Raw genomic sequence first — 20,686 nt, forward strand, 5'->3', positions numbered from 1 at the left:
TGATAAAGCCAGTAATTTAAGGGGTTCGACTGCTGATATCTTTGTAAATTAGTAGAACAAATTTTAAATCCAAAGAAAATGGCACTTTTAGAAAATAAAGTTGCTTTTGTATCTGGAGGCGGTTCGGGAATCGGACGCGCAGTTGCAGAAGCATATGCTCGAGAAGGAGCAAAAGTAGTAGTTTCAGACATTAACGTTGAACACGGTGAAGAAACCGTTAATATTATAAAGAAAAAGGGTGGAGAAGCTTTTTTTGTAAAAGGCGATTCATCTAGTGCCAGCGACAATAAACATATGGTTGAAGTGACGGTCTCAAAATACGGCCGACTTGATATTGCCTGCAACAACGCCGGAATGGGAGGCCCTGCAAAACCTACAGGAGAATACGAACCAGAGGCTTGGGACAAAGTTATTGCATTGAATTTAAGTGGCGTTTTTTATGCATGCCGCTATCAGTTGGAGCAAATGGAGAAAAACGGAGGTGGAAGTATCGTGAATATCGCTTCTATTCATGGACAAGTTGCCGCACCTAATAGCATTGCTTACACAGCCAGTAAACATGGAGTTGTAGGTTTGACTAAAAATATTGCAGTGGAGTATGCTCAGAAAAACATTCGCTGTAATGCCGTTGGTCCTGGTTATATCGAAACAGCACTTTTAAAAGACAATTTGAATAAAGATATGATGGATGCCGTAGCAGCCAAATCGGCAATGAATCGTCTGGGGACTGCTGAAGAGATTGCAGAACTGGTTGTTTTCTTAAATTCAGATAAATCGTCTTTTACGACCGGAAGTTATATTATTGCAGACGGGGGCTATACGGCGGTATAATTATTATCCAAATAGAGTTAATAACAGAAACAGTAAATGAAAGTTTACTGTTTTTTTGTTTTTAAACAGATTTAGAATTATTTTTTGAAATAGTGTTTTTTGTAAGAAACCATCTGTTTTTACTGGTGTTTTGGAGTTTTTTAGGTTTTGAATAATAACTTAAGAAATGATAATTAGATTGTTTTTTATTTAATTAATATACCTGTTTTCGGGTATATGTTGAATTTTATTGATAAAAAAGCAAATATTAAGTTCATGGTTTTATAATATTAGCTTAACTTTAAACAACATAAATTTGATTTCTAAAACTCTATTCTAAGACGTATGAAAAAACTTTACATTTCACGCCATTTAATGGCTCTTTTATGTTTTTTGTGTTTGATTTCAGAAAATCTATTTTCTCAGATTAATCCTTCACCACAAATCTTGCCGTATGCGCAAAACTTTGATGCACTTGGAGCAAGCTCGACAACTTATCCAGTCGGATTTCAGGGGTGGCAGATTACAGGTGCTGCTACGACAACTTCTTATGCAACAATTGCTCCTATAGCTACTAGAACCTTGACCGCAAACAGCCACGCGGGAACTAGTAGCGGAAATATTCATAATTACAATGGAAAAATCGGTTTTCTAGATACTGGTTCTTTAGATTTAGCTATCGGATTTGCATTTAACAGTTTAAATAAAACCAGTATTGAGGTGCAGTATGATGCTATGGTGATTCGTAATCCGTATGACGGAACACCAAGCAATAATCGTGTTATGGAAATGGCACTTCAGTATCGTGTAGGTACTTCGGGAGCATTTACAACCGTAACGGCTTCTGCTTATCTGAGTGGTACGGTTTTGCAAACAGGTTCGGGAGTTACTACGCCTCAAAATCCGCAGACTATTAAGGTAACGCTTCCATCAGAATGCGATAATCAAAGCGTTGTAGAAATAAGATGGATTGCCAGAATGTATTCTGGTGGTACGGGTTCTCGTCCTTCTTTTGCAATCGATAATATTGAGATTGGAAAAGATTCTGATGCGCCAGTTTCTGAGACTGGATATCCAAAAGCAGAAAATATCTCGGCTAATAATTTTGATTTTTCAGATAAATTAAACGAAATCGGAAAAACATATTATGTACTAGTAGCTGGCGGAAGCAATGCTCCAACGGCTGCTCAGATAAAAAATGGCCTTGATGCAAACGGAACTGCAGCTTTACAGTCGGGATTTTTAGATATTACAGATAAAACAAAGTCTTATACTAAAAATTTTACTGGTTTAGCTTTAAATACAGCATATTCTGTGTTTTCAGTTTCTGAAGATGTTTCAGGTAATATTCAGACTGCTGTAACTAAAACTGATGTGACTACAACTGCTGTTGCAGTGCCTATAATCAGAGTAAGTGCAGCATCATTGGACTTAGGGCAGACGGAAATGAGTTTCAATTCGCAGTCATTAAATTATCAAATTCAGGGCGCTGATCTAGCCCAGGATTTAACCGTAAGTGCAACTTCAAACTTTTCAATTTCAAAAGATAATGTAACATTCGGTTCAACGTTGACTTTCTCAGTTTCAGATTTTGCTTCGAATGCTTCTCAAACGGTTTATGTTCGTTTTACACCAAACCAAGCAGGAAATTTTACAGGGCAACTTACACACGAATCTGTTGGTGCAGCGAACAAAATGATATCGTTGACTGGAAAAGGATTTAATCCTTATATAGAAGGTTTTAACGATCCAAATGTTTTATCAAACGGACTTTGGACACAGCACAATATCGCTGGTACGGTAAACAAATGGGCTTTTACAAGTGATACAAGAAATATTAATTCTGGAAGTGGTGCCGTTTTGATAAATGGGTATTCTGAAAGTGGTCCAAGTAAAGATTGGCTGATTTCTCCAAAATTACGTTTAGATACTTTTACGCATTTTGCAATGTTGTCATTTTACTCTCGAAAATTTTATGGAGGCCCAAGTTTAAAATTAATGATTTCTACAGATTATGACGGAGTAAGCAGTCCAGAAACTGCTACTTGGGCAGAAATTGATGGTAAATTTCCAACGACTACAGGAGCTTATGTACAGTCAAAATACATCGACTTGAGCGGTTTCAAATCTCCAAATACTTATGTTGCCTGGGTTTATGAAACAACTGCTGGAGGAAACAATTTTGCAGCAGAATGGTCATTAGACGACGTTGCAATTACAAACGAAACGGGTTATGTAAATGCTGATCCTGTTTTAGATTTTGGAGATGTGAGTGTAAATGCAGTTTCTACAAGCCAGTCTTTTGTCTTAAAGGCAGAAGGTTATGGAGATATTACGCTGACAGCTCCGGCAGATTACCAAATATCTTTAAATAATACTTCATTTCAGTCAAGTGTTTTGGTTGATGCATCGGCTGCAGCCAATAATCAGACGGTATACGTTCGATTTACGCCATCTGTAAAAGCATTGAAGATAAACGGAACTCTAACGGTTACTGGAACTTCATTAAACAAACAAATCGGGTCTTTTACAGGTTCTTCTATTCCAAAAGCAGATACATATGATGTTGTAACTTATAATTTAGAATTTTTCGGTACTGCTGTAAAAGGCACAGACGGAGTAGAATTTGGTCCAACTGATAATGCTTTGCAAATTGAAAATGTTGCGAAAGTAATGAACAAATTAGATGCCGATGTTTATGTGGTTCAAGAGGTTTCTGATGATCCTTCAATTGATATTTTGATCCAGAAGTTAAACATTAATGGAAAAACTTTCGATAAGACCATTTCAACTTCTTGGTCTTATTCTTTCCAGGCTCCAGATCCAAATTTCCCACCTCAAAAACTGGTGGTGATTTATAATACACAGACTACTACAGTAAAAAAGACTCGTGTAATGTTTAAAGATCTTTATGATGAGGTACGTGCGGGAACTACAGTTTTACAAAATTATCCAAATAACAGTGGAAGCAGTTTCTTCTCTTCAGGACGTCTTCCGTATATGGTAACTGTAGAAGCTAATGTTGGCGGCATTAAAAAAGAAATCAATTTAATCGACCTTCACGCACGCGCGAACAGTGGATCGGATATGGCGCGATACAATATGCGTAAATACGATACTCAGGTTTTAAAAGACAGCTTAGATGCTCATTATCCAGATGCTAATTTTATTCTTTTGGGAGATTTTAATGATGATGTAAAGGCTTCTGTAATTCCAGGACAGCCTTCTTCTTACGAAAGCATGGTTACAGATACGAATCGCTACAATGCATTAACATTAGATATTAGTAGAGCAGGAGCATATAGCTTTTTGAGCTCTGGTGGCTTTTTGGATCATATCATGATTTCAAATGAATTAACGGATGATTATATCCAAAACTCAATTGCTGTTTACGATCCTCGAAATGATATTACAAATTATACTAATACTACTTCTGATCACGGACCAGTAATTGCGCGTTTCGAGCTGAAAGAAGATGTATTGTCGACACCAGATTTTGCAAAAAACAATTATTTTGTAAAAGCATATCCTAACCCGGCTTCAGATATTGTAAGTTTCGATATTAAAACGACTGAAGGCAGAGACTTAAAAATTAAATTGTATGATATGAATGGACGTTCGGTAGGAAATCCAATCGGAATCAAAAGCGAAGCGGATATTAAAACAGCATCACTTTCAATCAATAATTTAAGTGCAGGAGTTTACATTTATGTTGTAACAGAAAACAATAAAGTGATTTTTAAAGATAAGATCATCAAAAACTAATTCCGATTTGATAATCAACAGAAAAGGGCAGTCTACATAGATTGCCCTTTCTTTTTTAACTAATTTGTATTCAATATTTCTCGAATCCGATTAAAGTCGATTTCATTTTCATCAGAAAAAGAAAAGAAATAGTCGAGTTGCCATTTTTGAGTTTTCTGAGCCTGTTTGCTCGTTGTTTCATCCCACGGAGGATAAACTCTCGTCCCTCTGATTCCTTCTTTGTTTTGGGTCGAAAAAATGCCTTTTTCTAATACTATCTTTTTGGGAAAAATAAATTGCCCCCAATTGTCCTCTTTTCGAACATTCACTATTACAAAATCGATAAGGTCTGAAGCGTCAAAAGGTTCGATAATTCCATTTGAATTACGCTTCCACAACGTCACAAACTGCCCTGTTTTTGTCGGGGTTATTTTAGCATCTCTGAAACAGATTTTTTTTGCATTGAGATCAAATCGGCAAGCGCTGTATTCTTCGCTTTCATTTTCTTTTACAAATGATGAAAAGTCCAAATTACAGCAATCGTAAACCAAGTCTTTTGCTTCGTTAAGCGATTTCGGAAGGAGCTGCATTGATTTTGAGTTCGATGTAAAAGTCATTTTGATGAAAAAGTTTTTCCGAAAATTACAGCAAAACTTTTTAAAATGAAAAATTCATACCAAAATTAAATCCCCATTGAAATTGATTAAACGACTGGCTGTTGAGCGGATTTATGTAATAATTCATTGCTGGCTCAACAAATACATTGGTTTTTTTATAAACCTGATACTGAATCGTACTGCTCAATGTTGACCCATAAACATAATCGTTTGCGTTTACGTTCTGTCCAATTGATTGCCCGTCTAGTATGGCATGATTAGAAATCAGTTTTCCGACAAAACCTCCGGTATTCAAATTAATGCTGGCTTTCTTTCTGTTAAAAACAGAATACGAAACTTCTAAAGGCATTTCGATATATCGCAGATTCTGGTCGAGTGTACCGCTTTTTATGTTATCGCTGTTTACGGCTTCTTTTGTAGAGTTAGAAATTAAGACATAATCAGCACTGCTGCTAAATTGAGCTGCTGGAGCATTTGAACTTTCGTTTCCAGGGGCAAAAAGAGCTCCAGTTCTCGCACTTGCATACGAAATGTTTTCCACGCTTTGTCCCAGTTCGTTGATTTTAAGTCCAGTACCAACTGCCCATTTTTTGTTAATGCTATATCTTGTTCTTACACCGTACGAATTGGATTGTTTCGAATCGTTTACGTTGCCCAGTGTTTTTTCGTTTTTATAATTTTCAGAATTGGCCACTCCCGCAAAAAGAGCGACTGCCCAACGTTCGCCTTTGGTAACAGATTTATCTTTTTTCTCTTTTTCTTCTTTTACAGCTTCTGGTGTTTGAATTCCTTTTTCTAAATTTTGAAGTTCAGCCAATTGCACAGAATCCTGTTTGGTTAAAGCATTGGTAAACTTAGGATTTTCTTTAGAGATGCCCGAATTTGCACTTGGGTTGTTTTCGTTTTTAGCTTTCGCGGAAGCGGAATTTACAGCATTTTTACCCGAATTGTTAGAATCGTTAAACGCAAGATTATTGCTGTTTTTTACCGTTTTCTGCTCTTCGAAAATAGAATTCGAAAATGTTTTATTCGCTGTTGGATTAAAACTATGCTGTTTTTTTCCAAATGCAATTCTTTGTTCAGAAACAGGCTGATTGAATGTTTTAGTGTTGCTTTTTCCGAATTGTTTTTTGGTTGTTTTTCCAGCTGTTTTTTCATCAGAAGAAGCAAAAACAAAAGCCGATTGATTTGGTGAATTTCTTTGCGAATTTGGCTCCGAATAGAAATTGCTTTTCGTTTGTTTCTTTTGCCCGTTTATGGCATTGGTATGTACAATACGGTTGTTCTGATTTTTGTTTTCTTTCGAATTATTTGATAATGTGTTTGTCTTTGAAATTTGACTAGAAGTATTGCTGGTTTCATTTTCATGAATGCCATTGATCGTGTTTTCGTCAAGCGCTACAGCATTATTTTTGTAATTGTTAAAATATTTGCTTTCTACTTTGTCTTCATTACCATTCACATTTTGCTTGATTTTTTCGCCATCTTCGCCAACTTCTGCGGTACTGTTTCCTGAGTTGTTTTCTATGATTTTATTTTCGTTTTGCGGAATATTTCGCTCTATGTCTTTACTGTTTTTATTTTCATCAAGAACTACATTGTTATTTTCAAAACCGTTTTGGTTTGGAGTTTTATTTTCCAAATCTGTAAAATGCAATATAGAAGGAAGCAGCAAGCCTAATAAAAGACACGCAGCAGCCGACCACCAAAGAACAACCCTTTTTTTCTTTTTGGGTTTGTCTAGTTTTTCTTCAATCTGTCCCCACAATTCAGGAGGCGGAACACTCGAAAAGTCTTCCAATGATGAAAAAATATCCTCTATTTTTTCCTTCTTCATGCTGTTTTAAAATTTTTTATGCTCAAAATTCGTTTCTGCAAAATATGCTTGGCACGGTTTAAATTTGATTTTGATGTTCCCTCAGAGATTTTCAGTAATTCTGCAATTTCTTTATGCTTCATTTTCTCAAAAACATAGAGGTTAAAAACGGTCCTGTACTGGTCTGGAAGATCCCGTATATATTCCAGCAGTTTTTCCTGTTCTATCGGGATTGCTTCTAGTTCTTCTTCCTCAATAAAATCGGTATCAGGATCAAAAACATCCAGAAAAAAACTCTCTTTTTTCTTTTTATTCAGCGTTTCAATGAGTTTGTTGATAAAGATGCGTTTCATCCATCCTTCGAAACTTCCTTCAAACTTATATTGGTTTATTTTTTGAAAAACAATCACGAAAGCTTCCTGAAAAACGTCTTTTGCATCGTCTTCATTTTTCATATACTTCAAGCAGATACCATATAAAACAGGAGAGAACAACTGATATATTTTCAGTTGTCCCTCTCTGTCATTTTTAAGGCACAGTTTAATGTATTTTTCTAAATCGTCTTTCAAGAAATGGTTCAAATTTGGTCTTGCAAAAATAGTCTATAATTGCTTACAAAACTATCTTTTAAAGATGGTGCGAGCACCTTCTTCGTTATTGGTTATGATTGTTAGGTTTTGATTGTCAAGGTTTTCTATGATGTATGTTTTGCCTTCAAACGTAATCAGGTCGTGCTCTGATCGGTCAAAAATGCCTATTCCTTTTGATGTCTGATAAGTGCTGTTTCTAATCTCAATATTGTTTTTATAAGTGATAATTCTTCCGTTTTCGGTAAAAACAATTTTTTTTGCAAAACCTAGGCTTTTCGGGGTCGAAACATAAGGATTTTTTGCCCCTCCTAATGATTTTTCCCAAGTCCAGGTATTTACAATTGAGCCCGAATCAGCCTTAGCAGAATCTGTAGAATAGGCAGTTGTAAAAAGGCAGAATACGATAAAAAATGCAATGAGTTTTCTCATACCTGTGTTTTATTTTAATGCGGTAATTTTATCCTGAATAGCTTTTTTAAATGCTTTTACCTCTGCAGACTGATCGTTAGTGTCTAGATTATCAATCGAAATTCTGGTAATATCTTTACCTTGTCTAAGTTGGAAGTAAACACCTCCTTGATCTTGAGAATCTGGATCTCCGTACGTTTTAGATTGCCCTTTTAAGTTTAGAATTTCTGTCGGAACGGTTTTAAGGAATAGTGTAAATTCGCCTCTTTTAATGGTTGCTGTATTTTTATATTGGCTGAATTCGTACTGATCTGTAGTTACACCTTGAAACTTCAGGTAATTGTATTCATTAAGTTGGAAAAATGTATTAGTAGCACCAAAACTTCCAATTACAATATAATCACCGCTTTCAACTGTTTTATTAAAGTAAATCGGTTTAGAAGTTTTTGGGATAAGCACAAAATCAGAAGGATAAGTCGCCGATGGAGTCGTAGTTTCTCCTGTAGCAGGTTCTTTTTCAAAATAATTTACAATGATTTCGCAACTGTTTTCTACAATCGATGCAATTTTGATTTCGTAACCGCTAGATGGTTTCTTGCCAGAAAAAATACCAATAAGCGCATTTTTTGTAAAATCAATGGCTGGATCACTGGCAACTGGACATGTGTTGCTGTGTTTCGTAAAAACTTTATCCATTGTTTCTTGCGTACCAATTGCAACTGCCGACGGAGTATCGGTTAGAGTTTTAACTGAATAGTTGCACAAAAGCGGGAATCCGTTGAAAACAACTTCTTTATAAGTGCCACAATCTTTATAAACGTCGTCATTACCAAGTGAACAGGCACTCAGTCCAAAAGCTATAAATAAGCCCAGCATTAATTTTTTCATGATTATTTTTTAATAGGTTTATATTTTGTAGATGGCGCAATTACAAAATGGTTGCGTCTGTATTTATTTTTTTTTTTTTTGAAAAAATGTTGATTTAGTTTGCATTGGTCAGTATTTCGTGAAATTTTTATTTTTAAAATTAGGGGCTACGTATTATTGCGTACTTTTACGTAAAATAAACTTAGATATGTTGAATTATGTACCGTTTTTATTAGGTTTTGCTGTTGCTCTTTTTCTGGGGATATACTTAGGGAGATTATTGTTTCAAACCAAATCACAGTCGGATAAAGCTGTTTTTGAGGAAAGAATTCAGGCAGTAAACAGCCAGATGCAGCAACAGAAAGAGCAATTTGAAACCGAAAAAAACTATTTTCAGAAGCAATTGCAATTGTTGAATGCCGAAAAAGAAAATATCCGTACAGAAAAAGACAGTCTTGCCATTCAGCTTTCTAAAAAAGAGGTTGATTTCGAAAATTTATGGGAACGCCATAAAGAACAAAAAAGCGAAATCAACGATCTTCAGGAAAAATTCACAAAAGAATTTGAAAATCTGGCCAATAAAATACTTGAAGAAAAGTCAGCTAAATTTACGGAACAGAATAGCGAAAACATGAAAAATATTCTGTTGCCGTTACAAGATAAAATTCACGGATTTGAACAAAAAGTTGAACAGACCCACAAAGAAAGTATCGATTACCATGCGGCGCTTCGCCAGCAGATTATAGGCTTGAGCGAAATGAATGTTCAGATGAGCAAAGAAACCCTTAATTTGACCAAAGCATTAAAAGGCGATAGCAAAATGCAAGGAAACTGGGGCGAATTGGTTTTGGAACGCGTTTTGGAAAAATCGGGTTTAGAAAAAGGACGCGAATACGAAGTGCAGCAAAGTTTTGTGAATACAGAAGGAAATCGTGTTCTTCCGGATGTAGTAATCAATCTTCCTGACGGAAAAAAAATGATTGTCGATTCTAAAGTTTCACTTTCGGCCTACGAAAAATGGGTTAATGAAGAGTCCGAAATACTCAAAACAGAATTTTTGAAAGAACATGTAATTTCAATAAAGAGACATGTCGAGCAATTGGGAAATAAAAACTATCATGATCTTTACCGAATTGAAAGTCCAGATTTTGTGCTGTTGTTTATTCCGATGGAACCTGCTTTTGCAATTGCCTTAAACGAAGATCCAGCCTTGTACACCAAAGCATTTGACCGAAATATCGTAATCGTCACGCCGAGTACGCTTCTCGCAACATTACGCACAATTGACAGTATGTGGACCAACCAAAAACAGCAAGAAAACGCTTTTGAGATTGCAAGACAGGCCGGTGCATTATACGATAAATTTGAAGGTTTTGTGTCTGATTTAGTCCGGATTGGGAATAAAATCAAGGATACCAAAACGGAATATGAAAATGCTATGAACAAACTTGTCGATGGAAAAGGAAACTTGATTACAAGTGTCGAGCGATTAAAGAAAATGGGAGCAAAGGCAAAAAAATCGCTTCCAGAAAACATTATTTCAAGAGCGTCAATTTCTGACGAAAACGAACTGCCAAGTGCAGAGATTTAAACACAAAAAACAGTAAGTAATACCAAAAAACAAAAACATGACTACAGATTTTAAGCCCGTTTCTTCATCAAAAATTAGTATTTCAGAATTAATGCTTCCTTCGCATACCAATTTCAGCGGTAAAATTCATGGAGGTTATATTTTACAATTACTCGATCAGATTGCTTTTGCCAGCGCTTCAAAATTTTGCGGCAATTATTGTGTTACCGCTTCTGTTGATACGGTAAATTTTCTAAAGCCAATCGAGGTCGGCGAATTGGTGACGATGAAAGCGTCTGTAAATTATGTAGGCCGAAGCTCAATGATTGTCGGAATTCGTGTTGAGGCAGAAAACATTCAGACAGGAGTTGTCAAACATTGCAATTCGTCTTATTTTACAATGGTTGCCAAAGACAAAGAAGGAAAAAGTGTTGCTGTTCCAGGACTTATTTTATCTAATCTAGAAGAAGTACGCCGTTTTAGAAAATGCATTAAACAGATTGAAGCAAAAAAAGAAATCGAAGATCATGCAAAAGTTGCCAATATAAATTCAATCGAAGATCTGGCAAGCCTTAATCAATATAATGTACTTCTTGAAATCAGTTAATTTAATTATAAAGATGTAAATTTTAGTTCTAAAATATAAAAGAAGGATTACAGATTAATGGCTACCTTTAAGAATTATAAATTTTAAAATTTCAGAGGATGATTAAGTTCGGATATACAATATTATACGTTGAAGATGTCGAAGAATCAATTGCTTTTTACGAAAATGCTTTTGGTTTTTCGAGAAAATTTGTTTCGCCAGATAACGATTATGGTGAATTACTTACGGGAGAAACGACACTTTCTTTTGCTTCAAAAAAATTGGCGGCGCAAAATCTGCCTGATGGTTTTATAGAAAGCAATCTGGAGAATAAACCTTTTGCTACAGAAATTGGTTTAATAACCGAAAATGTTCCCGAAACACTACAAAAGGCAACCTCTTTTGGAGCGGTAATGGTTTCGGAACCGCACGAAAAACCTTGGGGACAGATTGTGGCATACGTAAGAGACCTCAATGGATTTTTGATTGAGATTTGCACCGAAGTAAAAGCCTAATTTTTATTGGAATGAATTTTATAAAGAGGAAACCTTATTTTGCATTTTTAGTTGTCGCGATAATTTTGCTTATTGCAGGATTTTTGAATCCTCAGAAAAGTATCAATATTAATATTAAAGATACTTATCTAATAGTTTCAAGAATTGATTTTTGTTTGATTTTCTCTTTTATTTTCGGGCTTTTTGCTTTGCTCTATCTTGTACTGATCAAACTTCGTTTCAACTTAATCAGTTGGATGACTTTTTTACACGTTATAAGCAGCGTTTTAGGGTTTGCCTTAATTGTATTGTTCCATTATTTAATCAAAGATTATAGCCCAAAAGATTTTCTCGAAGTTCTAGACGGAATTGATTATAACAACAATATATATCTGGCAATTACAATTTTATTTTTCTTGGTTGGATTTACTCAGTTGCTGTTTTTTGTTAATGTATTCTCAGCTTTGATAAGAGGCAGAAATTAAAAATAAAAAGATTATTTAGTGGGAAATAAAACTTAGAAAAATTCACAAATATTTAAGGGTAAAACGGAATCTGTCTTCGTCGAAAATTCGTAACTTTAAGTAAGAAGTTCAACGAACTGATTTTCACGGAATACTGCCGTTTTATTTTTTCTTTTCTATATCAAAAATAAAATGACATAATTGTTTAAATGCAGACGATTATGAAAACAACTACTTTATTAATTTTACTTTTTACTGCTTTTTCGGTTATTGCACAAGACAAGTTTTTTACCAATACCGGAACCGTAAATTTCGAAGCTTCTGTTCCTTTTTTTGAAGAAATAAAAGCTGTAAACAGACAGGTTGCCATTGTTTTGGAGCCTAAAACAAGCACTTTTATCTGTACCGTCCTAATCAAAGATTTTAGTTTTAAATTAGATTTGATGCAACAGCATTTCAATGACAATTATATGGAAAGCAATCGTTATCCTAAAGCAGTTTTTAAGGGTAAAATTCAAAAATTTGATTTGAAAGACATTACAGAAATAGCAAAACCTTATCAGATAAAAGGAAAACTCATGCTGCGTGGTAAATCTAAAGAGATTGTTGTGAATGCATTTATAAAAAAAGTTGCCGAAGGAATTCAGATTATTTCTGATTTCCCAATTTTAGTTTCAGATTTTGATATTCAGATTCCAATGGCAATTGCATCAAAAATTGCTTCCACAGCCAACACAGAACTGACGGGAATTGTACAGAATGGCAATTTGATGTATGCTGCGTTGAAATAGATTATTTCACACAGTTTATAAGCGTTTTTTCCAAATCGGTAAATCGGAATTCAAAACCTGTTTTTTGTATTTTGTCAGACGAAACTCTTTGTCCTTTTAAGACGGCAACGCTCATTTCGCCTAAAAGCAATTTCAGGAAAAAAGGCGGTATTTTGGGTAACCAGATGTTGTATCCGTATAATTCTGCGAGCAATCTTGAGAGTCTTGTGTTTGTAGTGTTATCTGTAATACAGGCATTGTAAGGACCGTTGATTTTTTCATCTTCAATTGCTTTTAGATAAATACGACATAAATCATCAACATAAATCCAAGGAATATATTGTTTGCCAGTTCCTAAAACAGCTCCAAAACCAGATTTAAAAGTAGGAGTGATCTTTTTCATAAAACCTTGGTCTTTGGCCAAAACAATTCCGGTTCTGATTTTAGCAGTTCGAATGTTTAGTGCGTCGATTTTATCAACAGCATTTTCCCATATCTGACAAGTTACACCCAGAAAATCATTTGCAGGTAAAGTTTCCTCGTCACAGATTTTGTGGCTCGTTTTGGCGCCATAAATTCCGATTCCTGATGCCGAAATAAAACTGTCTAGGGTTTTGTTGTGTTTCGTCAGAACAGAGAGAATCAGTTCGATTGGTTTTACACGGCTGTCGAGTATGCTTTTTTTGCGTTTTTTGGTCCATCTTTTTTCTACAATGCCTTCTCCTGCAAGATGTACAATAAAATCGGCATTTAGAACAGCATCTTCGTCGATGTAGTTTCGCTTCAAATCCCATTGATAATAAGTGATTTGAGTGTTGCTTTGACGGTTAGAGCGGCTTAATACAGAGACCGAATAACCATTTTCTAAAAGCAGATCAGTCAAATGAGAACCAATGAATCCTGTTCCTCCAGTTATTAAGACGTTTTTGGACATGAGAGTTTATAATTTATTTAACAGCACAATCTGTTTAACTATAAGTAAAGGTACTTAAACATTGCTTACCTTTAAAGCAAATTCTAAATTTAATATAATGGAAGCTAAAAATAAGGTTATCAGTAAAGAAGATATCGTTTCACTGTACATGGATTATGTTTTAGAAAAAGGACAGAAACCAAAATCGGTTTATCATTTTGCAAAAGAAAATGATTTTGATGAGGTCGAATTTTATGCTTTTTTTGGAACATTAGAAGGTCTAGAGAAAGAAATATTCAGAATGTTTTTTGGCAATACCGTTGATTTGCTTAATAAGAATGAAGAATATCAGCAGTATGATATGAAAAATAAAATGCTGAGTTTTTACTTTACTTTTTTTGAAGTTTTGACAGCAAACAGAAGTTATGTTTTAGAAGCCTTGAAACTGGAGAGAAATCCGATTCGAAATTTAGCGCAGCTTACCGCTCTTCGAGATAGTTTTAAGGAATATGTAAGCGAAATTTTGACAGACGATTATCGTTTGGAACAAGAAAGATTCCAGAAATTCCAAGAAAAAGCAATTCAGGAATCGGCTTGGTTGCAACTCATGATGACAATAAAATTCTGGATTGATGATGCTTCTCCAGCATTCGAAAAAACGGATATTTTTATAGAGAAGTCGGTTAATGCTTCTTTCGAATTAATGAATGTAGCGCCAATCAATCATTTGATAGATTTTGGAAAATTTTTATTCAAAGAAAAAGTGTACAGCAAACAATGAAAACAATCGATTATATCCCAACTTCAAAAATAGAAAGAGCTGGAAAACTAGTTCAGACTGGCGCAAAAATCGGCGTAAATTATATTAAGCATTATGCAGAAAAAGTTGTAAATCCAGATTTAACGCGAGATAAACTCAACGAGAATAACGCCGAAGATATTTACGACGGACTAAAAAGCTTAAAGGGAAGCGCTTTAAAAGTCGCCCAAATGCTCAGCATGGATAAAAACTTCCTGCCACAGGCGTATGTTGAGAAATTTTCGCTTTCGCAGTTTTCGGTACCGCCATTGTCTGCTCCGCTGGTTTTAAAAACATTCAAAAGCAATTTCGGAAAAACGCCGTATGAGATTTTTGACGAATTTAATCCGAATTCGGTCAACGCGGCAAGTATCGGACAGGTGCATCTGGCAGTGAAAGACGGAAAAAAACTCGCTGTAAAAGTTCAGTATCCTGGTGTTGCTAATAGTATTTCATCTGATTTGGCTTTGGTAAAACCGATTGCGATCCGAATGTTTAACTTGCAGGGAAAAGATTCAGATAAATATTTCAAGGAAGTCGAAGACAAACTGATAGAAGAAACCAATTATCTTCTTGAATTAAAACAAAGCAGAGAAGTAGTTGAGGCTTGTAGTAAAATAGAAAACATACTTTTTCCGAATTATTATCCTGAGTTTTCATCAGAGAAAATCATTACAATGGATTGGATGACGGGTATTCATCTTTCTGAATTTACCGCAGTTAATGATGACAAAGTTGCCGGAGACAAATTAGGCCAAGCGCTTTGGGATTTTTATATGTATCAGATTCATGTGCTTCGAAAAGTACACGCGGATCCACATCCGGGAAATTTTCTAGTGGATGAAAACAGCAATCTGATTGCATTGGATTTTGGCTGTATGAAACAGATTCCAGAAGAATTTTATACGCCCTATTTTGAGTTGATCAATAAAAATGTGATTACTGACGAAAAACGTTTTAATGAGAAATTATTAGAATTGGAAATCCTTCGTCCTGACGACACTCCTGCCGAAGTTGCGTATTTCACCGAAATGTTTCATGAGTTGTTGTCACTTTTTACAAAGCCTTTCCAAAACGAAACTTTTGATTTTGCCGATGAGACTTTTTTTGACGCCATCGCGCAATTAGGCAAACGCTTTTCTGAAGATACCAATCTTAGAAAAATGAACGGAAATCGAGGTTCAAAACACTTTATTTACATGAACCGCACTTTCTTTGGATTGTACAATTTAATGTTCGATTTGAAAGCTAAAATCGTTGTAGATAATTATTTGAAGTATTAAGAGTTTATTTGAGGTTTCAGGTTTCAGGTTTTAGGTTGGTAGAGCTTTGCGTATAGCGCTTTTTCAAAGTTTTTTAATCTGCTGATCTGCTAAATCTGCGTGAAACAAAATTTAGAGTGAGACAACTTGAAACTTGAAACCTGAAACAAAATAAACTATTTCAAAATTCCCGCTTTATAAACCGAAATCGCACGATCTCTCGCAAAGGCATGATCGACCATCGGTTCATTGTAGCCAAAATCAAATTCAGGAATCCATCTGCGGATGTATTCTCCTTTTTCGTCAAATTTTTTCTGCTGGATTTCGGGATTAAAAACCCTGAAATAAGGCGCTGCGTCACAACCCGTTCCTGCTGCCCACTGCCAATTTCCAACATTGGATGCCAGTTCAAAATCCAATAATTTTTCGGCGAAATAAGCTTCTCCCCATTGCCAGCTAATTAATAAATGTTTGCATAAAAAACTCGCCGTGACCATTCTTACGCGATTGTGCATATATCCTGTTTCGTTGAGTTGGCGCATTCCCGCGTCAACCATTGGGTAACCTGTGGTTCCGGTACACCAGCGTTTAAAATCCTCTTCGTTGTTACGCCAATTTATTCCGTCGTAATTCGACTTAAAATTATGATTGACCACTTTTGGAAAGCTGAAGAGAATCTGGATGAAAAATTCGCGCCAGATTAATTCGCTTAAAAAGGTTTGGTTTTTTCGATTGGCCCAGTTTACCAATTTACGAATACTGACAGTGCCAAAACGCAGATGTGGTGAAAGATAAGAAGTGCTGTCAAGTGCCGGAAAATCGCGAGTTTCTTTATAATTTGCAATCTGTGTGAGATTGTGCGGTTGCACTTTTATAGAACTTCTTTCAAAACCAATTTCTGACAATTCTGGAAATGTAAATTTGTTTTGGGCAAATTTTGACAAAAACGGTTTTGTGTCGTGTTCTTCAACGCCTAGAAAATGATATTTTTCGAGCCATTTGTTTTTGTATGGTGTGTAAACAGTGTACGGAAGTCCGTCTTGTTTTACGACTTCTTGTTCCTCAAAAATAACATGATCTTTAAAGGAAAGTATTTCGGTATGGTTTTGTTTTAATAATTCAGAAACCGCAAGGTCACGTTTTATCGCAGCTGGTTCGTAATCTTTATTGAAAAAGACTTGTTGTATATCGTATTCTTCTAAAAGGGATTTCCAGACTTCTAATGGTTTTCCTTTTTTGATTAAGATTGAAGAACCGTTTTTTTGGAGTTCGTCGTTTATTTTTTGAAGAGAATCAAAGATAAAAGTTACTCTTGCATCGTCTTTTGGAAGATGATCGAGAATGTCTTCGTCAAAAATAAAGAGCGGAATAATCGGAAAATCGGACTGCAACGCATTGAATAATCCGAAATTGTCGTCTAAACGCAAATCACGTCTGAACCAGAAAAAATTGGTTTTTTGTTTTGTCATATTTAGGTTAAGGATTTAGCTCCGAAAATCTTTGTTAGATTATACTTTAGAATTGAATAATTCTTCGACTTTATTGCGACGGTAGCCAAAGATGGTTTTGAGTTTGTCTTGAACAATTAAGCGATTCATGAGACGTCCTAAATAGCCAAAAGGAAGCGCATAATGTACAATATCGGTCATTTTAACGCCATTTTCTGTTGGTTCAAAAAAATGTTTGTGATGCCATAATTTGTAGGGACCAAAAAGTTGGGAATCGATAAAATAAGAATTGTCTTTTACATGGGTAATTTCGGTTACCCAAGAAATCTTGATTCCAAGAAGCGGTTTCAGCGTATAAGTTATGATTTGACCTGGATACATTCTTTTTCCGTCAAAATCCTGAATGATAAAACTCATATTTTCGGGCGTAATGGTCTGCAGGTTTTTTGGACTCGAGAAAAAATCCCAGCATTCTTCTATAGTGGTATTGATGTGCTGTACGGTTTCTATTTTGTATAATTTCATAACTCAAATTATTACGAGATCGTTCTTGTTTTACGTGAGCGTTAGGGGTTGTAGCGGAGCTCTCCCGATTTTTCATCGGGAAGCGGGAGTGGAAAACCCGGCCCGAAGGGAAACGCCCAAATTATTTTACATTTTATAGTATTTAAAAGGAACAAATAACATTCCGAAGCATTCTCCGTGTTCTTTTCCGAGGTGTTTGTGGTGAATTTTATGCGCTTTGCGGAGTGCTATCAGGTATTTGTTTTTGGTGTTTTTGAACCATTTAAACCGCTGATGAATCAAGACATCGTGAATTAAGAAATAACAGGTACCATAAAACGTAAGACCGCACGCGATAAAAAATAAGTAATTGAAACCGCCTTTTACACCAAAATAAAAAAGCAGAATACTCGGTATGGCGAATATGACGAAAAAAATGTCGTTTCGCTCAAAGGTATCTTCGTATTTCGGCTGATGATGGTCGGAGTGAAAATACCACATAAAACCATGCATAATGTATTTATGCGTAAGCCAAGTAACGCATTCCATAAACAAAAAAACACCTAAAAAAATCAAAAAAGAAAACATTTTATTATTGTTACTTTATTAAAGTTAGAATTTAAAATCGTAAAAAGCAGTTTTTGGACGTAAAAGATTCATTCAAAAAGATTGAGTTTCTTTTAAACCATTTTTAATTTATAAGTTACAAAAGACTGCGCCAAAAGTCCCGCTTTGGTATAATTGGAAACTCGAATTCTCGAATTTCCGATTTCATGACAAGGCGTATTTTTTAATTTTTTAAGGAGTTTTTTGTAATATATATAAGCTGTATAAACTCCAAATTTGGCCTCAATAGGCAGTTTTATAATTCCTTGGAAAGCCATTTTAAAATCGTCTTCAATTTCGTTGATAATGGCAGTTTTGGCATTTTCGTCAAAATTCTTAAGGTCAATTCCCGGAAAATAATTTCGGTTTAAAATGAGGTTGTCGTCTTTTAAATCTCTCAAGAAATTAACCTTCTGAAAAGCCGAACCCAATTTCATTGCTTCATGTTTTAGCTGCTCGTATTTTTGATCATTTCCTTTTACAAAAACCTTTAAACACATCAATCCGACCACATCTGCAGAACCGTAAATATAATCGTCGTATTCGCTTTTGGTCGTATAAGTTGATTTGATAAGGTCGAGTTTCATGCTTTTGAGAAACGCCTGAATCAAATCGTCTGTAATGTTATATTGTTTGACCGTTTGCTGAAATGAGTTTAGGATAGGATTAAGGCTGATTCCTAATTGTACAGCCTTATAATATTCGGTTTCAAAATCGTCTAAAAGGTATTCTTTTTCATAATCGTGAAAAGAATCTACAATCTCGTCTGCAAGGCGCACAAAGCCATAAATGCTATAAATGCCTTCGCGAATGCTTGGTGAAAGCATTTTTACGGCAAGCGAAAAAGAGGTGCTGTAGCTTTGGGTAATCAGCTTGCTGCATTTGAAAGAAACGGCGTCGAAAAGTGATTTCATGATGAAGCTTTTAAAGATTTTTGAATTAATTCTGCCACTAATTTTCCCGAAATTAAAGCAGGTGGAACTCCCGGTCCTGGAACAGTGAGCTGTCCTGTAAAATACAAGTTACGAACTTTTCTGCTTTTTAGTTTTGGCCTTAGAAAAGCCGTTTGAAATAGCGTATTGGCCATTCCGTAGGCATTTCCTTTGTATGCATTATAATCGGTTACAAAGTCATTTTTGCAGAATGATTTTTTGAAGATAATCGCATCACGAATGCTTTGATTAGTGAGCTTTTCAAAACGGGTAATTATTTTGTCGAAGTATTGTTCACGCAGATCTTCAGAATCTTCAATTCCGGGTGCGAGCGGTATAAGAAAGAATCCTGATTCCATTCCGTCTGGCGCGGCTGTCCAATCGGTTTTTGATGGGAAATTGGCGTAAAAAAGTGGCTCCTCAGGCCATTTCGGATTGTCGTAAATCGCTTCGGCATGCTGGTTAAAATCGGTGTCAAAAAATAAGGCATGATGCGAAATGTTTTCTATTTTTTTATTGAATCCTACAAAGAATAGGAGTGAAGAAGGGGCAAATACACGGTTTTTCCAATATTCTTGAGAGTAAGTCTGATGTTCTTTTTCTAGTAAAGTTTCGCTGTGCTGATAATCGGCACCGCTGACCACAATATCTGAAGGAACAAACAGGTTGTTCGAAATAACTCCGACTACGGTTTTATTTTCTATCACTATTTTTTCTATAGGAGCATTTGTTTTGATGGTAACACCAAGTTCCAGGGCTAATTTTTCTATAGCTCGAACAACATCAAACATTCCGGTTTTAGGATGCCAGGTTCCGAGACCGAAATCGGCGTAATTCATAAAATTGTAAAACGAAGGCGTTTTTGATGGCTTGGCGCCCAAAAACAAAACTGGAAATTCTAGAATCTGAATCAGTTTTTTGTTTTTGAATTTTTTTTGAATGTCGCGGCTGACAGATCCAAAAAACTGATTTAGTTTTAAAATTGTTTTTGGAGTAATGAGTTCTAAAGGCGAAACACCCGGACGGTAAACCAAATCTTTGATGGCAATGTCGTAATTGCTTTTTGCTTCTGAAATAAAGCTTTGCAGTTTTGCAGCGCTGCCTTTTTCAATGGTTTCAAAAGTCTTTTTGATCTCTTCTAAATTATCATAAATGCTGACAAAATCATTCACTCCGAAATAAACTCTGTAAGCAGGATTTAGCTTAATAAGTTCATAATAATCAGAAGTCTTTTTGTTGAAGTCTTTGAAGAAATTCTCAAACACATCGGGCATCCAGTACCAACTTGGTCCCATGTCAAATGTAAAGCCAGAAGCTTTAAACTGTCGGGCTCTTCCTCCTATGGTTTCGTTTTTTTCGTACACGGTAACGCTATGTCCTTGCTGTGCAAGATAACATGCACATGAAAGAGCAGCAAAACCGGAGCCTATTATTGTGATAGTTCTTCTCATTTGTTTAACAAATATAGAAAAACTTTAAACAAAAT

General features: G+C 35.4%; 20 protein-coding genes. 9 read left to right on the forward strand and 11 right to left on the reverse strand.

Annotated features, from left to right (window positions below; genetic code table 11):
* The first annotated feature begins 78 nt into the window (after window positions 1–78).
* Both ACFFLS_RS03430 and ACFFLS_RS03435 read left to right on the forward strand, forming a co-directional pair.
* Complete coding sequence (locus tag ACFFLS_RS03430) at window positions 79–831, forward strand: SDR family NAD(P)-dependent oxidoreductase (RefSeq protein WP_379683206.1); 753 nt, start codon at window positions 79–81, stop codon at window positions 829–831.
* 324 nt (window positions 832–1,155) lie between these two features.
* Window positions 1,156–4,575 (forward strand): choice-of-anchor J domain-containing protein, encoded by a 3,420-nt coding sequence (locus tag ACFFLS_RS03435; RefSeq protein ID WP_379683205.1) that lies wholly within the window; start codon window positions 1,156–1,158, stop codon window positions 4,573–4,575.
* Window positions 4,576–4,634: 59 nt separating this feature from the next.
* Here the strand turns inward: ACFFLS_RS03435 and ACFFLS_RS03440 are convergent, their stop codons facing one another.
* From ACFFLS_RS03440 to ACFFLS_RS03460, 5 genes are read right to left on the reverse strand one after another with little or no spacing between them, the layout of a single operon-like run.
* Window positions 4,635–5,171: a MepB family protein gene (locus tag ACFFLS_RS03440; RefSeq protein ID WP_379689164.1), complete on the reverse strand. Its 537-nt coding sequence runs from the start codon at window positions 5,169–5,171 to the stop codon at window positions 4,635–4,637.
* 40 nt (window positions 5,172–5,211) lie between these two features.
* Window positions 5,212–7,008, reverse strand: coding sequence for a hypothetical protein (locus tag ACFFLS_RS03445; RefSeq protein ID WP_379683203.1), 1,797 nt, complete (start codon window positions 7,006–7,008; stop codon window positions 5,212–5,214).
* Window positions 7,005–7,556, reverse strand: coding sequence for an RNA polymerase sigma factor (locus ACFFLS_RS03450; RefSeq protein ID WP_135222552.1), 552 nt, complete (start codon window positions 7,554–7,556; stop codon window positions 7,005–7,007). The genes ACFFLS_RS03445 and ACFFLS_RS03450 overlap by 4 nt, the downstream gene beginning before the upstream one ends.
* 51 nt (window positions 7,557–7,607) lie before the next feature.
* A complete protein-coding gene (locus tag ACFFLS_RS03455; protein ID WP_379683202.1) occupies window positions 7,608–8,006 on the reverse strand; it encodes a hypothetical protein in 399 nt (132 codons plus the stop codon).
* 9 nt (window positions 8,007–8,015) lie between these two features.
* A complete protein-coding gene (locus ACFFLS_RS03460; protein WP_379683201.1) occupies window positions 8,016–8,873 on the reverse strand; it encodes a protease complex subunit PrcB family protein in 858 nt (285 codons plus the stop codon).
* Window positions 8,874–9,060: 187 nt separating this feature from the next.
* On the opposite strand from ACFFLS_RS03460, the gene ACFFLS_RS03465 reads away from it, so the two are divergent.
* From ACFFLS_RS03465 to ACFFLS_RS03485, 5 genes are all read left to right on the forward strand, one after another.
* Window positions 9,061–10,443: a DNA recombination protein RmuC gene (locus ACFFLS_RS03465; protein ID WP_379683200.1), complete on the forward strand. Its 1,383-nt coding sequence runs from the start codon at window positions 9,061–9,063 to the stop codon at window positions 10,441–10,443.
* 37 nt (window positions 10,444–10,480) lie between these two features.
* The gene (locus ACFFLS_RS03470; RefSeq protein ID WP_379683199.1) at window positions 10,481–11,029 is read left to right on the forward strand and encodes an acyl-CoA thioesterase; all 549 of its coding nucleotides are present in this window, start codon (window positions 10,481–10,483) and stop codon (window positions 11,027–11,029) included.
* Window positions 11,030–11,127: 98 nt separating this feature from the next.
* Window positions 11,128–11,523 (forward strand): VOC family protein, encoded by a 396-nt coding sequence (locus ACFFLS_RS03475; protein WP_379683198.1) that lies wholly within the window; start codon window positions 11,128–11,130, stop codon window positions 11,521–11,523.
* Window positions 11,524–11,534: 11 nt separating this feature from the next.
* Entirely contained in the window at window positions 11,535–11,987 is a 453-nt protein-coding gene (locus ACFFLS_RS03480) for a hypothetical protein (RefSeq protein WP_379683197.1), read from the forward strand.
* A 200-nt stretch (window positions 11,988–12,187) separates the two neighbouring features.
* Window positions 12,188–12,757 (forward strand): YceI family protein, encoded by a 570-nt coding sequence (locus tag ACFFLS_RS03485; RefSeq protein WP_379689167.1) that lies wholly within the window; start codon window positions 12,188–12,190, stop codon window positions 12,755–12,757.
* Between the two features lies 1 nt (window position 12,758).
* Here the strand turns inward: ACFFLS_RS03485 and ACFFLS_RS03490 are convergent, their stop codons facing one another.
* Window positions 12,759–13,670, reverse strand: coding sequence for a TIGR01777 family oxidoreductase (locus tag ACFFLS_RS03490; RefSeq protein WP_379689169.1), 912 nt, complete (start codon window positions 13,668–13,670; stop codon window positions 12,759–12,761).
* 97 nt (window positions 13,671–13,767) lie between these two features.
* Here ACFFLS_RS03490 and ACFFLS_RS03495 point away from each other — a divergent pair, with 97 nt between their 5' ends.
* A complete protein-coding gene (locus ACFFLS_RS03495; RefSeq protein ID WP_379683195.1) occupies window positions 13,768–14,430 on the forward strand; it encodes a TetR family transcriptional regulator C-terminal domain-containing protein in 663 nt (220 codons plus the stop codon).
* On the forward strand, window positions 14,427–15,731 hold the full coding sequence (locus ACFFLS_RS03500) for an ABC1 kinase family protein (RefSeq protein WP_379683194.1): 1,305 nt from the start codon (window positions 14,427–14,429) through the stop codon (window positions 15,729–15,731). Before ACFFLS_RS03495 ends, ACFFLS_RS03500 begins: the two co-directional genes overlap by 4 nt.
* A 155-nt stretch (window positions 15,732–15,886) precedes the next feature.
* On the opposite strand, the gene ACFFLS_RS03505 is transcribed toward ACFFLS_RS03500, so the two are convergent.
* The 5 genes from ACFFLS_RS03505 to crtID all read right to left on the reverse strand — a co-directional run bounded on the left by ACFFLS_RS03505 (window position 15,887) and on the right by crtID (window position 20,651).
* The gene (locus tag ACFFLS_RS03505; RefSeq protein WP_379683193.1) at window positions 15,887–17,179 is read right to left on the reverse strand and encodes a cryptochrome/photolyase family protein; all 1,293 of its coding nucleotides are present in this window, start codon (window positions 17,177–17,179) and stop codon (window positions 15,887–15,889) included.
* Between the two features lie 39 nt (window positions 17,180–17,218).
* A complete protein-coding gene (locus ACFFLS_RS03510; protein ID WP_379683192.1) occupies window positions 17,219–17,683 on the reverse strand; it encodes an SRPBCC family protein in 465 nt (154 codons plus the stop codon).
* 126 nt (window positions 17,684–17,809) lie between these two features.
* Window positions 17,810–18,250 carry a sterol desaturase family protein gene (locus ACFFLS_RS03515; RefSeq protein ID WP_379683191.1) on the reverse strand — a complete coding sequence of 147 codons (441 nt, stop codon included), beginning with the start codon at window positions 18,248–18,250 and terminating at the stop codon, window positions 17,810–17,812.
* Between the two features lie 92 nt (window positions 18,251–18,342).
* Window positions 18,343–19,182, reverse strand: a complete 840-nt coding sequence (locus tag ACFFLS_RS03520; protein ID WP_379683190.1) for a phytoene/squalene synthase family protein — start codon at window positions 19,180–19,182, stop codon at window positions 18,343–18,345.
* The gene (gene crtID, locus ACFFLS_RS03525; protein ID WP_379683189.1) at window positions 19,179–20,651 is read right to left on the reverse strand and encodes a bifunctional phytoene desaturase/3,4-desaturase; all 1,473 of its coding nucleotides are present in this window, start codon (window positions 20,649–20,651) and stop codon (window positions 19,179–19,181) included. The genes ACFFLS_RS03520 and crtID overlap by 4 nt, the downstream gene beginning before the upstream one ends.
* Window positions 20,652–20,686 lie beyond the last annotated feature (35 nt).

The organism is Flavobacterium procerum, from assembly GCF_042431625.1.
GTDB lineage: Bacteria > Bacteroidota > Bacteroidia > Flavobacteriales > Flavobacteriaceae > Flavobacterium > Flavobacterium procerum.

Coding starts and splice junctions, on each gene's coding strand:
- ACFFLS_RS03430 (WP_379683206.1), top strand. CDS start 79: ATGGCACTTTTAGAAAATAAAGTTGCTTTTGTATCTGGAGGCGGTTCG.
- ACFFLS_RS03435 (WP_379683205.1), top strand. CDS start 1,156: ATGAAAAAACTTTACATTTCACGCCATTTAATGGCTCTTTTATGTTTT.
- ACFFLS_RS03440 (WP_379689164.1), bottom strand. CDS start 5,171: ATGACTTTTACATCGAACTCAAAATCAATGCAGCTCCTTCCGAAATCG.
- ACFFLS_RS03445 (WP_379683203.1), bottom strand. CDS start 7,008: ATGAAGAAGGAAAAAATAGAGGATATTTTTTCATCATTGGAAGACTTT.
- ACFFLS_RS03455 (WP_379683202.1), bottom strand. CDS start 8,006: ATGAGAAAACTCATTGCATTTTTTATCGTATTCTGCCTTTTTACAACT.
- ACFFLS_RS03460 (WP_379683201.1), bottom strand. CDS start 8,873: ATGAAAAAATTAATGCTGGGCTTATTTATAGCTTTTGGACTGAGTGCC.
- ACFFLS_RS03465 (WP_379683200.1), top strand. CDS start 9,061: ATGTTGAATTATGTACCGTTTTTATTAGGTTTTGCTGTTGCTCTTTTT.
- ACFFLS_RS03470 (WP_379683199.1), top strand. CDS start 10,481: ATGACTACAGATTTTAAGCCCGTTTCTTCATCAAAAATTAGTATTTCA.
- ACFFLS_RS03475 (WP_379683198.1), top strand. CDS start 11,128: ATGATTAAGTTCGGATATACAATATTATACGTTGAAGATGTCGAAGAA.
- ACFFLS_RS03480 (WP_379683197.1), top strand. CDS start 11,535: ATGAATTTTATAAAGAGGAAACCTTATTTTGCATTTTTAGTTGTCGCG.
- ACFFLS_RS03485 (WP_379689167.1), top strand. CDS start 12,188: ATGAAAACAACTACTTTATTAATTTTACTTTTTACTGCTTTTTCGGTT.
- ACFFLS_RS03490 (WP_379689169.1), bottom strand. CDS start 13,670: ATGTCCAAAAACGTCTTAATAACTGGAGGAACAGGATTCATTGGTTCT.
- ACFFLS_RS03495 (WP_379683195.1), top strand. CDS start 13,768: ATGGAAGCTAAAAATAAGGTTATCAGTAAAGAAGATATCGTTTCACTG.
- ACFFLS_RS03500 (WP_379683194.1), top strand. CDS start 14,427: ATGAAAACAATCGATTATATCCCAACTTCAAAAATAGAAAGAGCTGGA.
- ACFFLS_RS03505 (WP_379683193.1), bottom strand. CDS start 17,179: ATGACAAAACAAAAAACCAATTTTTTCTGGTTCAGACGTGATTTGCGT.
- ACFFLS_RS03510 (WP_379683192.1), bottom strand. CDS start 17,683: ATGAAATTATACAAAATAGAAACCGTACAGCACATCAATACCACTATA.
- ACFFLS_RS03515 (WP_379683191.1), bottom strand. CDS start 18,250: ATGTTTTCTTTTTTGATTTTTTTAGGTGTTTTTTTGTTTATGGAATGC.
- ACFFLS_RS03520 (WP_379683190.1), bottom strand. CDS start 19,182: ATGAAATCACTTTTCGACGCCGTTTCTTTCAAATGCAGCAAGCTGATT.
- crtID (WP_379683189.1), bottom strand. CDS start 20,651: ATGAGAAGAACTATCACAATAATAGGCTCCGGTTTTGCTGCTCTTTCA.